This is a genomic window from Labrenzia sp. THAF82 (assembly GCF_009363435.1).
GTDB classification, from domain to species: Bacteria; Pseudomonadota; Alphaproteobacteria; order Rhizobiales; family Stappiaceae; genus Roseibium; species Roseibium porphyridii.
Window position 1 is genome coordinate 401,358 of record NZ_CP045354.1, and the last position, 13,179, is coordinate 414,536.

Genomic DNA, 13,179 nt, shown 5'->3' on the forward strand with positions numbered 1-13,179 from the left:
AGATTTACGAAAAATCCTTTGACGGAAAACACCTTTCAACAACTGTGACCGGAATTGAAAAAGGCGGGCTTCACAAGACTGTCACCTCGGCACTACAATACTCCGGTCACATAAGGACTTGTTCCGCCGTCCGATTATCCGGGCACAGAACAATCCGACGCGATCAACTTGGTTTCCCGCGCTGACGCGGGAATGCTGGCTGATCGGACTTTAGGAGTTGGAGCGATTTGCCCCGATGAAGGGAGATCGTTCTAAACGATAAGGAGCGGAGAGTGACGATAGCGGTTTCCCAGGGAGCCCATCCGGCGTTGGTACTCAATGCAGACTACCGGCCCCTGAGCTACTACCCTTTGTCCCTGTGGAGTTGGCAGGACACCGTCAAGGCTGTTTTTCTGGATCGGGTGAACATCGTTGCCGAATATGATGCAGCGGTCCGAAGCCCGAGCTTTGAATTTCGATTGCCCAGTGTTGTCTCGCTCAAGACTTTTGTAAAACCCAGCCGATATCCCGCCTTTACCCGCTTCAACGTCTTCCTCCGCGACAAATTCCAGTGTCAGTATTGCAGCTCCAAGGAAGAGCTGACATTCGACCACCTCATTCCCCGCTCAAAGGGTGGCCTGACAACCTGGGACAATGTCATCACCGCTTGCTCCCCCTGCAATTTGCGCAAATCCAACAAGTCGTGCGAACAGCTCAACATGTGGCCGATGCACATGCCGTTTCAGCCGACAATTCAGGACTTGCACAACAACGGCCGCGCATTCCCACCCAACTATCTGCATGATAGCTGGCTCGATTTTCTCTATTGGGATACTGAGCTAGAGCCGTGAGAAAAAAGGCAGAAACTATGGTGTCGAATTGTATTTTATAAGATTTTTATAATAATGTTAATAGTTTATTCATATTTGCTACATTGACAGTTTAAGAAATTAGGTACTTTTTTGTAGTACTGTCTCTTGAAACAATGAGGCAGTCATGCGTTTTCAGCTCTTTAAATCTTTCGGACAACATGTTCGCCGCCTAAAAAGTTCGCGTGAAGGATCGGTATTGCCGATCTTCGCAATCTGCGCGGTGTTCCTAATTGTCATCATCGGTGCATCGGTCGACATTTCACGCACAGTGAATGCGCGCGAGAAGTTATCCTATGCACTTGACGCAGCTGCCTTGTCTGTCGCTGCTGATTTGTCCACATCTGTAATGTCGGATGATGAGATCAAGGCAGCACTTGAAGATTCATTTCGAGCCAACTTGGCCGATGCACATTTCCTGGACGAAGCGATCGACAATCTTGACTATACGGTCGATCCGGAAAATGGCCTTGTCACCGTCACGTCTAACGCCACTATCGATAACTATTTTCTTGATATGGGCAATCTGATCGACGATGACCTTGGACCGGAATCCTTTGTATTCGGTACAAGTTCGCAGGTTACCTATTCCAAATTCGATGTTGAGTTAACGCTCGTTGTGGACGTGACGGGTTCAATGTCAGGGGAGATTGAAGACCTTAAAGATGCTGCCGAAGCCGTTGTAAACATCCTGATCCCAGATGACTCCAAGGACGGCAAAGTCAAAATTTCGATTGTACCGTATAGCGTTGGCGTCAATCTCGGGGACTACGCTGAAACGGCAACAAAAAAATTCAGCAGTCGGTGTGCAACCGAACGCGCAGGTAAACAGCAATATACGGACGCTAGTTATTCCAAGACGGCAATTGGCGATGGGTCGGGCACATATCGCACACAGGATTGTTCGGACTCAGAAATCCTTCCCCTAACGGATGACAGGTCGAAATTGTTAAAGGCAATCAGCGATTTGGAGACGGATGGTTACACGGCTGGCCATACGGGCATTGGATGGGGTTGGTATACACTCTCTCCAAATTGGAGTGACTTGTGGCCTTCTGGGTCAGTAGGTGCAGCTTACACCGATGAAGATGTCCTCAAGTTTGCGCTTATTATGACAGACGGTGATTTCAACACTCACTATGAGAAAGTCAAAATGACTTACACTGAATGTGAGAAACTGAAGGATGATGGTGAATACACCGGCACCTGCAAAGCAAAGAAAAGCGGTAAAAAGCGAAATTATTGGCTTGAAAGATCAGAGTGGGGTTACGACGGTGAGTCGTCAGTACGCGCAAGATCTCTTTGTGATGCAATGAGAGACGAAGACATTGAAATGTTTGGCGTTTATTTTGGAACAAACGGAAATTCCAATGGTGCCAAGGTGATGAAGGCTTGTGCGGATACCGGCAACTACTACCAAGCTAGTTCTTCGAGTGATTTGATCCAGGCATTCGCAAACATTGCCAAGAAAATTCAGCAGATCTATATTTCAAGATAATCAGCTGCAGGAAACTAAAAAAGCCCGCCGAAATGGCGGGCTTTTTTAGTTTGGTCTTGGCCTGTCTGATCAGGCTCGGTTCTGACGATTGTCGATCAGGTCGTCGACGACCGTCGGATCTGCCAGGGTCGACGTGTCGCCGAGATTATCAAAGCTGTCTTCCGCAATCTTGCGCAGGATACGGCGCATGATCTTGCCGGAGCGGGTCTTGGGCAGGCCGGGCGAGAACTGGATCAGGTCCGGCGACGCGATCGGGCCGATTTCGGCGCGCACATGCTTGACGAGTTCTTTTTTCAGTTCGTCGGTAGGTTCCTCGCCTTCCATCAAGGTGACATAGGCATAGATGCCCTGACCCTTGATATCGTGCGGGTAACCAACCACCGCCGCTTCGGACACCATCGGGTGGGCGACGAGTGCGCTTTCAACCTCGGCCGTGCCCATGCGGTGGCCGGACACGTTGATAACGTCATCAACACGGCCCGTGATCCAGTAATAGCCGTCTTCGTCCCGCCGGCAGCCATCGCCCGTGAAGTATAGGCCTTTGTAGGTCGCGAAATAGGTCTGTACGAAGCGGTCATGATCGCCATAAACCGTTCGCATCTGGCCAGGCCAGCTGTCCTTGATCACGAGGTTGCCTTCCGTTGCACCTTCGAGGAACTTACCTTCCGCATCGACAACAGCAGGCTGAACGCCGAAGAACGGACGTGTTGCCGAGCCTGGTTTGAGATCCGTCGCGCCCGGCAATGGTGTGATCAGGATGCCGCCTGTTTCCGTCTGCCACCAGGTGTCGACAATCGGACAGCGCTTTTCGCCGACGACATCATAATACCAGTTCCAGGCTTCCGGGTTGATTGGCTCTCCCACGGACCCCAGCAAACGCAAAGATTTGCGGGACGTGTTGGTGACATGTTCGTCCCCGGCGCCCATCAATGCACGGATGGCAGTCGGTGCGGTGTAGAAAATGTTGACGTTGTGCTTGTCGCAGACTTCCCAGAACCGGCCTGGCCCAGGATAGGTTGGGACCCCTTCGAACATCAGCGTGGTAGCGCCATTCGCAAGCGGTCCATAGACGATATAACTGTGCCCCGTGACCCAGCCCACATCTGCCGTACACCAGTAGATATCGCCTTCATGGTAGTCAAAGACGTATTCATGGGTCATGGACGCATAAACGAGGTAGCCGCCTGTTGTGTGCAGCACGCCTTTCGGTTGTCCCGTTGAACCGGAGGTGTAAAGAATGAACAGCGGATCTTCCGCGTTCATTTCCACCGGCTCACAGTGATCGGAAACCCGTGCGGCTTCTTCGTGGTACCAGACGTCGCGCCCGCCCTGCATCGTGATGTCACCGCCGGTGCGTCTGACAACGACAACGCTTTTCACGGGAGCCTTTTCGGCTGCCTTGTCGACATTGGCCTTGAGGGGAACCTTGCGGCCGCCGCGCAGGCCTTCGTCTGCCGTGATCACACAGTCTGACTTGCAGCCCTCAATCCGTTGGGCAAGACTGTCGGGCGAAAAACCACCGAAGACGATGGAATGTACGGCTCCGATGCGCGCGCAGGCCAGCATCGCGTAAGCTGCTTCCGGGATCATCGGAAGGTAGATGGTTACACGGTCACCCTTCTTGACACCCTGCCCGTGCAGGACGTTAGCGAACCGGTTCACTTCCTGGTGCAGCTCCTTGTAGGTGATGATCTTGGATTCGCTCGGATCATCGCCTTCCCAGATGATGGCAGGCTGGTCGCCACGTGTTGCCAGATGCCGGTCTATGCAGTTGGCTGAAACGTTCAAAGTGCCGTCTTCGAACCATTTGATCGACACGTTGTGGTAGTCGTAAGACGTGTTCTTGACCTTGGTATACGGCTTGATCCAGTCGACCCGTTTGCCGTGTTCGCCCCAGAACCCGTCCGGATCGTCCACTGAGCGCTGATACATTTCCAGATATTTGGTATTGTCGACATGCGCCCGGGCGGCAACTTCCGCAGGAACGGGAAAAACTGAGTCAGACATATGAGAACCTCCCACAAACAACTGTCGGGCCGGCAGCCGGGTATCCTCATGCCCAGCCGATGACCTATTTTCCGGGGCCATTATGCGTACGGCCCACGCCAAGTCCAGAACCAAGGTTTAGTGCTTTAGTCTCCGATTCCTTGGTCTAATGCGTTCAAAACATGCGAGGAATTACGTATTCGTCAGCTCAGCAGACCAAGTACGATGCCCTGAACAAGGAAGACGCCGAGCCAGTGGCCGCCGTCTATCAGAGTGAGGCTCCAGGGTTTCCCCTGAAAGCGATGATTGATGATCTGCGTGGTCATCACGATGCCGACCCAGACCATGAGCGCAGAAATGATGCCCGCTCGAACATCGGTTGAGCCGGTGTGATAGACAATGCCGGCAAAAACGAAGGCCATCACGAGCTGACAGACAAAGGTCAGTCCAAGGGTAACGGGATCTGGTTTGGTCTGTGCCTCGGTCAAGCTGGCCGCTTTCATCCATGCCTTGCCGAGCAAGCCATACCAGACAGAGCCGAAGATGAAGGATGCAACTGCCGCTGCCGCAACCGCAACCAGGTTTATGCCGTCGAACATCATTGGCGACCCTCCCTATTTTTCACGACAGCGTGGTCGGTATTGAGGCAAAGATCAAGCGGCAGTTTTCGCTTGAGGGGGTCAGATTTTTGTCCAAACGCGCAAGTGGCCGCAGTCTTCAAATCCGAGCTGACGATAGACCGGCAGGATGGTCTCATCATTCTCGTAGGTGCATACGGATTTATGCGGGAAAGGCGCCAGAAGATCGTGGAGTGCGCTGTAGAGCCAGCTTCGGCGACAGAAAATGTTGGATAATCCGATGACGTCACGGCCTTCCAGTTTCGGCCCGGAGTTGAAAACCGCACCGGCGCGGAAATCTCCGTCTTTCTGGATGGCCGCAAATTCGACCGCTGGAACGTCCATAAGCCTGGCCGGTAACACGTTGTGAAGTGCTTCGTTGCCGTTCCAATTCTGGAGCCATTTTTTGAATGCCTGCAGATGATTGATTTTTAACCAGTCTGAAGACACTGGCGGTTTCCGATTGGTCTGATCGGATCGAAACAGCCAGGTGGCTGAGAAAAGCTTTTGAAATCCAAGGGCGGAAAGATCAAGCGCATCGAAACTGTCCTTGACCGAGGCCCCGGACGGGAGGGACCTTAAAACGCTATAGAGCTCCGCACCCGGTTTCTTTGTAAGTGTCACAACATTCGGATACAGCGGGAGAACTTTATCTTCTGCAGACCAAAAACCCGTTTGAAAACGGGAGTTGGCGCCAGCGGCCTTCAGAACCGAGTCGCACCAGAGCGCATTGTTGTGTGCGCAGGTGCTTTGTCTGACGGAATCCATGAAAACGTTGCCTTGGATTGAGGGCCGACCCTTATGCGTTCAGGCCTCCCTTATCGATGAGAAAACTTACCACCGCGTCAACTCCGTCGCCTGCCTTCATGTTTGCGAATACAAACGGGCGCTTTTTACGCATTCTGGTCGCATCCCGATCCATAACGCCAAGATCAGCGCCGACATGAGGTGCAAGGTCGGTCTTGTTGATGATCAACAAGTCCGAGCGGGTTATTCCTGGTCCGCCCTTGCGAGGGATTTCCTCACCTGCCGCCACGTCGATGAGATACAGCGTCAGATCTGCAAGCTCCGGCGAAAACGTGGCTGCGAGATTGTCACCGCCCGACTCGATCAGGATCAGGTCAAGATCGGGGATCGATCGGGTCAGGTCGTGGACGGCAGCCAGATTGATCGAGGCATCTTCCCGGATTGCGGTGTGCGGGCACCCGCCGGTTTCAACCCCGCGAATGCGGTCGCTGGTCAAGGCCTGACTGCGCATCAGTGCTTCGGCATCTTCACTTGTGTAAATGTCATTGGTAATGACAGCGACTGAAAAGTCATCGCGCATGGCTTTGCAAAGGCGGTCGGTCAGGGTGGTCTTGCCAGCACCGACCGGGCCGCCGATGCCAACGCGCAAAGGACCGTTTTGGGATGTCATGAACGAAACAACCTCGAATATTGAGTTTCATGTGCCATGGAGGCGATATCTGCCAGAAACGTGGAGGATCCGATGTCTTCCAGGCTTGCTTGTTTAGCCACTGCCGCGACCTCGAATATGATCGGCTCGAGCGATGCCAGGACGGTTTGTCCGTTGCTTTGACCGAGTGGTACCGCGCGTATGGCAGCTGAGACAATATTGCCCGCAAAAGCATGAAGATACGCAACCAGAGCGGCGTCCTCGGGAATTTCATGAGCGGCTGCGACGAGACCCAGCGCAACCGGATAAGGCCAGCTTTGACCTGTGTCTTCGGCCCGGCGTCTGAAAAGATCGGCGGCCGGCGAGTTGCTGTCAGGGCGCCAACTTTGTCTGACAGCCGCCAAGAACGCCGTCCCTTGCGCGCTGGTTTCCAGATGGCGCTCCTTGGAGGGCTGCAACGCAAGAGCAAGCTCTTGCAGTTCGGCCACGGAGCCCTCATCGCCTCTAGTGGTCGCGTCATAGCTTGCTTTCAACAAGATCGCATCGCTGCGCCCGGCCCCATGCCGCAAGATATCCTCGAGCCAACGGGAAAGGTCCTCGGCAGTTTTGACCGTCCCGTCTTCAATCGCCTGTTCAAGGCCGTGGCTATAGGTGAATGCGCCGACCGGAAAGCTCGGAGACAGAAAGGCCAACAAGCGGTAGAGCGCCGGAAGCGTGACGGCTTCAGTCATGAGCGTGTTCGTGGGCATGATGGTGGTGGCCGTGACCGGGCCCGTGATCATGGCTATGGGTCCGCCCATGGCCGTAGGCTCCGCCTTCCGGATCAAAGGGCGCTGTTACGGGGGTCAGCTTGCCACCAAGTTTTAGGACCATGTCTTCGATCACATGATCCCGCCGGATCCTGAGGCGATCGTCCAGGAGTTGGGTCGGAAGGTGACGGTTGCCGAGGTGCCACGCAATCTTGACAAGATGTGCGGCGTTCGCCGCTTCGATTTCCACCAGGTCTTCGGGTTCTGCCAAGACCTCTACGAAGCGGCCATCTTCGAGTTCCAGTCCGTCTCCGTGACGAAGGTGTATGGCTGTCGGTTCGTCCAGAAGAACAGTCAAACCCTGGTCGCACGTCAGAACGGCTCGGCGGCGATGTCGATCTTCTCTGTCGAGCGTTACCTGATCTGTGGCCTTACCCTGCCAGTTACCATGCGAATGAATTTGGGCGATCCGGATCATTGTGCGGCGTCTACCTTTGCCTTCATAGCTTTGAAACCCGGCCGTGACCGCAAGAGCTTGAAATAGTCGAAGACCGGTCCCTCCATCGGCAGGTCGAAATTGGCCGATATGGCCCAGCCTGAACAATGTCCGATGATGATGTCGGCGATTGTGAAAGTCTCGCCCATCGCATATGGCCCATCAGCCAGCATAATCTCAAAAGTTTCCAAACCTTGCCTGAATTCGAATTTGCAGACGGGCTTGATCTGCGGAACGCGAATGTCTTCAGGCAAGATGAAGGAGTTTTTCGCCGCCGTCCAAAGCGCGCCTTCCAAAACATCGACGGCGAACTGCGTGAAACCATCCTGCCTGGCGCGTTGCAGCGTGCCCGCGGGAAAAGTGAACCGGCCATGCTTGTCGGCCAGATAGGTGCAGATCGCAATTGAATCCGTGATGACAGCCTCGCCATCGATCAAGACCGGCACCTTGCCGCTGACATTGACTTCTCGTACCGGCTCAGATTGCGGCAGTGCCGGATCAATCTCGTATGGTTCACCCAGTTCTTCCAGCAGCCACATGACGCGCATGGCGCGTGTGCGAGGAAACCCAATGATTTTGTACATTCTCGTTTCAACTCCGGAGTTCAGTGCTGCTCGACAATCCGCTTCGAGAGGGCTGCCGATAAGGCAATTTGGCCTGCTCAGAGGTCCAGGGCTCTGCCTGATATTGAACTATCATGTGTAAAACGCTCATAGCACATGCCATCGGGCACAATTGACAAGCCTGCGGGCGGGACAGCCATTTCAAACACTCTTTCTGCGTCTTCCGCATAGAAATCGAAGTGGAAATTTCCGTATTTGCAAAGCGTTGCAACAGTTGAAGACCCCTTGGCGGAAACAAAGGTATAGGGTGCGGACGCGTTGCATCGTGCAATCCAGAAGAGATCACCAATGATTGCCTCAAGTCCTTGTCTGTCGACAACCAGGCCATCCGGTGCTGTTGCTGTGAGCCCGAACTCGGCCAACTTCTTTTGCGCAGCTCGAACAGGCGGATGATCATTGTCCTGAGACAGTATGGATCTCCGGCAATCGGAAATGATCGCAAATTCCGACCAATCCAACTCTCTCGCCAGCAAAGAGCAGGCCTTTCCAATCTGCTTTGTGAAATCCTCAAACGATGCTGCGCTTTTGTCCACAATCAACGTGGTCAACGGGGACAACAGGGGAATGTCGTCCCTGAAAGAGTCCTTCAGATTGGCAAGTTCCTCCTCGGCCTCGAGATTGAGTTCGCGTGCCTTACTTTCGCTCAGCACTGTTGGCTCCTCATCATCAATCTCCAGAAACACTTCTTCACCTGCCTCAAATGTCAGATCTTCCAGGCGGTAGGTCTCGTGCTGCCAGTTCTTCAAAGCAATCGCAAGGGTTGGATAGTCTTCAAAAATCCGGGGTCGTGAAGTTGGCAGGAGTTTCATGACGCTTGCCGATTTGAGACTAGAACAGGAAGTACCGCTGAGCCATCGGCAGGACCTCCGCCGGCTCACAGGTGAGCAGCTCACCGTCTGCGCGTACCTCGTAGGTTTCCGGATGCACTTCAACTTCCGGCGTTGCATCGTTGAGCACCATGGATTTCTTTGAAATGCCGCCTCTGGTGTTCTTTACCGGTAAGACCAAGCTTGAGAGATCAGCCTTGTCCTTGACGCCGTTTTCATAGGCCGCCTGAGAGACGAAAGTCACCCGGCTTTCGGTCATGGCTTTGCCAAAGGCGCCGAACATCGGTCTGTAGTGAACCGGTTGAGGTGTTGGAATCGATGCGTTCGGATCACCCATGGGTGCTGCGGCGATGGTGCCGAGTTTCAATACCATGTCAGGCTTCACCCCGAAGAACTTCGGATCCCACAGAACGAGATCGGCGAGTTTTCCGACTTCGACAGAGCCGACATGTTCGTCAAGACCGTGTGCAACTGCCGGGTTGATTGTGATCTTGGCCATGTAACGCTTGACGCGGAAGTTGTCGTTTTCCCCGATCTCATTTGAAAGACGTCCGCGTTGCACCTTCATCTTGTGAGCTGTCTGCAGGGTGCGGATAATCACCTCGCCGACCCGGCCCATGGCCTGGCTGTCGGATGCGATGATCGAAAACGCACCCATGTCGTGAAGGATGTCTTCCGCGGCGATCGTTTCCTTGCGGATTCTGCTTTCTGCAAAGGCAACGTCTTCCGGAATGGAGTTGTCTAGATGGTGACAGACCATCAGCATGTCGAGATGCTCTTCCAGCGTATTGACCGTGTAAGGCCGCGTGGGGTTGGTGGACGAGGGCAGAACATTTGTTTCGCCGCAGACTTTGATGATGTCGGGCGCGTGGCCGCCTCCGGCCCCTTCAGTATGAAAAGCGTGAATGGTCCTGTTCTTGAAGGCGGCGGTTGTGTTTTCAACAAAGCCGCTTTCGTTCAAGGTGTCGGTGTGGATCATCACCTGGACATCGTATTCGTCAGCAACCGAAAGACAGGTATCGATGGCCGCCGGAGTTGTTCCCCAATCCTCATGTAATTTCAGCGCAGAAGCACCTGCCAGGATCTGTTCCTCCAGCGCTGCAGGCAAGGAGGCATTGCCTTTGCCTGCAAATGCCAGGTTCATCGGAAAGCTGTCTGCCGATTGCAGCATGCGGGTGATGTGCCAAGGGCCGGGTGTGCATGTTGTGGCATTGGTTCCCGTCGCCGGCCCGGTTCCGCCACCAAGCATGGTTGTGACGCCGGACATCAGCGCCTCGTCAATCTGCTGCGGACAAATGAAGTGAATATGGACGTCGAGCGCACCCGCTGTCAGGATCTTGCCCTCACCGGCAATGGCCTCCGTACCGGGACCAACGACAATGTCGACATCAGGCTGTACATCCGGATTGCCTGCCTTGCCAATGCCGACAATCCGTCCGTCTCTCAGGCCGACATCTGCTTTCACGATGCCCCAGTGATCAACAATCAGGGCGTTTGTGATTACCGTGTCGACGGCCCCGGCACTGCGGGGCGCCTGCGATTGTCCCATGCCATCGCGAATGACTTTGCCACCACCGAATTTCACCTCTTCACCATAGGTGGTGAAGTCTTTTTCAACCTCGATTACCAGATCCGTATCGGCAAGGCGAAGCCTGTCACCGGTGGTTGGTCCGAACATGTCCGCATAGGCGGCGCGGGGCATTTTGTAAGCCATTGTGTCTCCAATCGGCGATCAGAAATCGTGTCGTTTAATTGCCGTAGTCATCTAGTGTTGCAGTCAGATCTTCCGTTCGCGTCATCGTCAGAACGATCTTGCAATTTCGGTAAAGTTCCTGCCCGCGCGTCCCGCCCATAAACGGAAAGGCGTAAGCCTTGCAGTCCTTGTCGGCATAGTCCGACCATGCCGCCTGCGCTTCCTCCAGTGCTGCGGGGCTGCCTTTCAGGTGCTCGGGCAGTGCGTCATCCATTTCGACCACTTTTGCGTGGAGTTTGACGTATGCAGCCGCCATTTTTGCCTCTGCGTCTTTCAAGGCCTTTTCTGCGCAATAGGTTCGCTCGTCGTTGTTCAATGGATATCCGCAATCGATGTTCTCTTGCGCCAGCACTGCAGGAGCATTGGTTGAGGCCAAGCAGATGATGCCCAGCATCAGGAACAAGAAGCACGAAACACGGGTCAATTTCCCAGTCCTTCCGTCAATTCCTCAAGTTCCTTGGTCCGTTGCTCGGTCAACTGCGCGCGACAGCCATAGACCAGCATTGGCTCCATTGTTCCGCCTCTTGCCTGAAACCCATAGGCGTCACACGCCTTGTCTCGGTATGGAATCCTGGCACGTTGGGCCTCGCGAAGGGTTTCTGCCGCCCCCCGCTGATCTTCGGGCAGAAACTCATCTGTTTCGCGCATTTTCGCCATCGCTGCTTTATAGGCGGCGTTCAGTTCCTCATCTGCCTGTTGCCAATCAAGATTGGTGCAAGTGGTCATTTCCAGTTGAGTCATGGCATTGTTGCAGTCGACCTTTTCTTCAGCCAGCGCTGGCGAGACAAGCACCGCCACCAGTATCAATCCCCATAACACCCCAAACATGCATGTCTCCCGGCGTTAAAGCTCGCCCATGACCTTCTGATTGAAGCCGTAGACGGTTCTCGCGCCGCGGTAAGCGACCAGCGTGACCGTTCTGGTCTGGCCCGGCTCAAAGCGCACAGCAGTGCCGGCCGGAATATCAAGGCGCATGCCGCGCGCCTTTTCACGGTCGAATGAAAGGCCCTCATTTGTTTCATAAAAATGATAGTGGCTGCCAACCTGAACAGGCCGGTCGCCGGTATTGGAAACTTCCAGTGTCGCCGTCTCCAGACCGGCATTGAGTTCTATGTCACCTTCGGCGGGAAACAGTTCTCCGGGGATCATGTCTTTGTCCTCAAATCGGGTCAGCGAATGGGTTCGTGAACGGTGACAAGCTTCGTACCGTCGGGAAATGTGGCTTCAACCTGCACATCATGGATCATCTCGGCGACGCCCTCCATGACCTGCTCGCGCGTTACGACCGTGGCTCCCGCCGCCATCAGGTCAGCCACAGAGCGGCCATCTCGGGCGCCTTCAACGACGAAGTCGGTGATCAGTGCAATCGCTTCCGGGTGATTCAGCTTCACGCCACGCTCCAGACGGCGGCGCGCGACCATGGCTGCCATTGAGATCAGCAACTTGTCTTTTTCGCGGGGCGTCAGGTTCATGAAGAAGGCTCCTTATTGTCAACAATGCCAAACCCGCGGCAAAGGTGCCGAGCGGTATCCGGTTAAAAAACTCACTAAGGCGGTGCGTAGATCCTGTCCGCTCACCGCCGTCAATCGTGCGACCAATTGGCCGTTCCAAGTGCTGGCTGCTGCCCGGACACGGTCAGAAGGCAAAGCTCCAATCAAGGACCTTGCAAGGTTCAGATGATCTTCTGCCTGTGGTGAGCAGTCCAAAAGAGTTGCAACGCACAGATTTCCAGATGCTGTTGCCGGTCCGGCCAAGAATACATCCGGGTCTCCCTCCAGGCGCACGTCATCGGCGAAAACCAGCTTGCCGCTCCGCCGAATACGCCAGCTGTCCCTGAAGAACACGGATCTGACTTTCTCACCCATTGCCTTGCGCCCGAGTATGACCGATTCCAACATGAGCAAACCGGCATCTTCCGCCAGATCAGCTTCGATCGTGCGGCTAAGGTTTGACGCGTCAAAGAGGATCGTTTCCTGCGGCAGCCATTCGAGTTTTGCACCTGCGCCGACTTGGAACTTTGCGGTCACTTTTGCTGGACCCGTCTGGCTTCGGTAGGCGCGTTCGGCTGCCTGGCTGGTCACAATCGCGTGTGCACCTACTGCAAGATGGAATTCAAGAGACAGCCGATCGCCTCCTGTCAGACCACCGGCGGTGTTGATGAGGACGGCTGTTGTCGGTTCATCGTAAACCTTTGGCAATCGGATCTTCGCCGCGCCACTTTGATAAAGGTCGGCGAGACGGGTCGAGCCCTCAGACAAGCGGAAACCGGCGCGTGCGTGACCATTCACGCGTTGCAATTCGCGCGCGGACGCAGTCGATTGTGATGCTACGCCAGCATCATACATGAAGTTGCGTGCCTCCCCGGATTCCCGGTTTTTTTATTGTC

The 13,179-nt window shown here is 54.5% G+C and carries 16 protein-coding genes; 2 read left to right on the plus strand and 14 right to left on the minus strand.

From position 1 onward, the window contains the following. Nucleotides 1–272 precede the first annotated feature (272 nt). Both FIV00_RS01895 and FIV00_RS01900 read left to right on the plus strand, forming a co-directional pair. A complete protein-coding gene (locus FIV00_RS01895; RefSeq protein ID WP_152499229.1) occupies nucleotides 273–830 on the plus strand; it encodes an HNH endonuclease in 558 nt (185 codons plus the stop codon). Nucleotides 831–975: 145 nt separating this feature from the next. After that, nucleotides 976–2,346: a pilus assembly protein gene (locus FIV00_RS01900; protein WP_152499230.1), complete on the plus strand. Its 1,371-nt coding sequence runs from the start codon at nucleotides 976–978 to the stop codon at nucleotides 2,344–2,346. 69 nt (nucleotides 2,347–2,415) lie between these two features. On the opposite strand, the gene acs is transcribed toward FIV00_RS01900, so the two are convergent. The 14 genes from acs to FIV00_RS01970 all read right to left on the minus strand — a co-directional run bounded on the left by acs (nucleotide 2,416) and on the right by FIV00_RS01970 (nucleotide 13,138). Continuing rightward, the gene (gene acs, locus FIV00_RS01905) at nucleotides 2,416–4,353 is read right to left on the minus strand and encodes an acetate--CoA ligase (protein ID WP_152499231.1); all 1,938 of its coding nucleotides are present in this window, start codon (nucleotides 4,351–4,353) and stop codon (nucleotides 2,416–2,418) included. Between the two features lie 182 nt (nucleotides 4,354–4,535). Further along, complete coding sequence (locus FIV00_RS01910) at nucleotides 4,536–4,934, minus strand: DUF1761 domain-containing protein (protein ID WP_152499232.1); 399 nt, start codon at nucleotides 4,932–4,934, stop codon at nucleotides 4,536–4,538. A 78-nt stretch (nucleotides 4,935–5,012) separates the two neighbouring features. After that, a complete protein-coding gene (locus tag FIV00_RS01915; protein WP_152499233.1) occupies nucleotides 5,013–5,717 on the minus strand; it encodes a hypothetical protein in 705 nt (234 codons plus the stop codon). 31 nt (nucleotides 5,718–5,748) lie between these two features. Beyond that, complete coding sequence (ureG, locus tag FIV00_RS01920) at nucleotides 5,749–6,366, minus strand: urease accessory protein UreG (RefSeq protein WP_152499234.1); 618 nt, start codon at nucleotides 6,364–6,366, stop codon at nucleotides 5,749–5,751. After that, entirely contained in the window at nucleotides 6,363–7,127 is a 765-nt protein-coding gene (locus tag FIV00_RS01925) for an urease accessory protein UreF (protein ID WP_173006215.1), read from the minus strand. The genes ureG and FIV00_RS01925 overlap by 4 nt, the downstream gene beginning before the upstream one ends. Beyond that, nucleotides 7,069–7,572: an urease accessory protein UreE gene (locus FIV00_RS01930; protein ID WP_152499236.1), complete on the minus strand. Its 504-nt coding sequence runs from the start codon at nucleotides 7,570–7,572 to the stop codon at nucleotides 7,069–7,071. Before FIV00_RS01930 ends, FIV00_RS01925 begins: the two co-directional genes overlap by 59 nt. Continuing rightward, entirely contained in the window at nucleotides 7,569–8,174 is a 606-nt protein-coding gene (locus FIV00_RS01935) for a glutathione S-transferase family protein (protein ID WP_152499237.1), read from the minus strand. Before FIV00_RS01935 ends, FIV00_RS01930 begins: the two co-directional genes overlap by 4 nt. A 77-nt stretch (nucleotides 8,175–8,251) precedes the next feature. Further along, nucleotides 8,252–9,022: a hypothetical protein gene (locus FIV00_RS30165; protein ID WP_247649324.1), complete on the minus strand. Its 771-nt coding sequence runs from the start codon at nucleotides 9,020–9,022 to the stop codon at nucleotides 8,252–8,254. A 19-nt stretch (nucleotides 9,023–9,041) separates the two neighbouring features. Then, nucleotides 9,042–10,754 carry an urease subunit alpha gene (ureC, locus tag FIV00_RS01945; RefSeq protein ID WP_152499239.1) on the minus strand — a complete coding sequence of 571 codons (1,713 nt, stop codon included), beginning with the start codon at nucleotides 10,752–10,754 and terminating at the stop codon, nucleotides 9,042–9,044. A gap of 34 nt (nucleotides 10,755–10,788) precedes the next feature. Beyond that, a complete protein-coding gene (locus FIV00_RS01950; protein WP_209006778.1) occupies nucleotides 10,789–11,217 on the minus strand; it encodes a lysozyme inhibitor LprI family protein in 429 nt (142 codons plus the stop codon). Continuing rightward, on the minus strand, nucleotides 11,214–11,621 hold the full coding sequence (locus tag FIV00_RS01955; RefSeq protein WP_152499240.1) for a lysozyme inhibitor LprI family protein: 408 nt from the start codon (nucleotides 11,619–11,621) through the stop codon (nucleotides 11,214–11,216). The genes FIV00_RS01950 and FIV00_RS01955 overlap by 4 nt, the downstream gene beginning before the upstream one ends. A 15-nt stretch (nucleotides 11,622–11,636) precedes the next feature. After that, nucleotides 11,637–11,942, minus strand: coding sequence for an urease subunit beta (locus tag FIV00_RS01960; protein WP_152499241.1), 306 nt, complete (start codon nucleotides 11,940–11,942; stop codon nucleotides 11,637–11,639). A 20-nt stretch (nucleotides 11,943–11,962) separates the two neighbouring features. Next, a complete protein-coding gene (locus FIV00_RS01965; protein ID WP_152499242.1) occupies nucleotides 11,963–12,265 on the minus strand; it encodes an urease subunit gamma in 303 nt (100 codons plus the stop codon). Nucleotides 12,266–12,283: 18 nt separating this feature from the next. Then, entirely contained in the window at nucleotides 12,284–13,138 is an 855-nt protein-coding gene (locus tag FIV00_RS01970; RefSeq protein ID WP_152499243.1) for an urease accessory protein UreD, read from the minus strand. Nucleotides 13,139–13,179: the final 41 nt, after the last annotated feature.

Bases quoted from the DNA above. Each gene is read 5' to 3' on its own strand.
- FIV00_RS01900 (WP_152499230.1), top strand. From the start codon at position 976: ATGCGTTTTCAGCTCTTTAAATCTTTCGGACAACATGTTCGCCGCCTA.
- acs (WP_152499231.1), bottom strand. From the start codon at position 4,353: ATGTCTGACTCAGTTTTTCCCGTTCCTGCGGAAGTTGCCGCCCGGGCG.
- FIV00_RS01910 (WP_152499232.1), bottom strand. From the start codon at position 4,934: ATGATGTTCGACGGCATAAACCTGGTTGCGGTTGCGGCAGCGGCAGTT.
- FIV00_RS01915 (WP_152499233.1), bottom strand. From the start codon at position 5,717: ATGGATTCCGTCAGACAAAGCACCTGCGCACACAACAATGCGCTCTGG.
- ureG (WP_152499234.1), bottom strand. From the start codon at position 6,366: ATGACATCCCAAAACGGTCCTTTGCGCGTTGGCATCGGCGGCCCGGTC.
- FIV00_RS01925 (WP_173006215.1), bottom strand. From the start codon at position 7,127: ATGATCACGGGCCCGGTCACGGCCACCACCATCATGCCCACGAACACG.
- FIV00_RS01930 (WP_152499236.1), bottom strand. From the start codon at position 7,572: ATGATCCGGATCGCCCAAATTCATTCGCATGGTAACTGGCAGGGTAAG.
- FIV00_RS01935 (WP_152499237.1), bottom strand. From the start codon at position 8,174: ATGTACAAAATCATTGGGTTTCCTCGCACACGCGCCATGCGCGTCATG.
- FIV00_RS30165 (WP_247649324.1), bottom strand. From the start codon at position 9,022: ATGAAACTCCTGCCAACTTCACGACCCCGGATTTTTGAAGACTATCCA.
- ureC (WP_152499239.1), bottom strand. From the start codon at position 10,754: ATGGCTTACAAAATGCCCCGCGCCGCCTATGCGGACATGTTCGGACCA.
- FIV00_RS01955 (WP_152499240.1), bottom strand. From the start codon at position 11,621: ATGTTTGGGGTGTTATGGGGATTGATACTGGTGGCGGTGCTTGTCTCG.
- FIV00_RS01960 (WP_152499241.1), bottom strand. From the start codon at position 11,942: ATGATCCCCGGAGAACTGTTTCCCGCCGAAGGTGACATAGAACTCAAT.
- FIV00_RS01965 (WP_152499242.1), bottom strand. From the start codon at position 12,265: ATGAACCTGACGCCCCGCGAAAAAGACAAGTTGCTGATCTCAATGGCA.
- FIV00_RS01970 (WP_152499243.1), bottom strand. From the start codon at position 13,138: ATGTATGATGCTGGCGTAGCATCACAATCGACTGCGTCCGCGCGCGAA.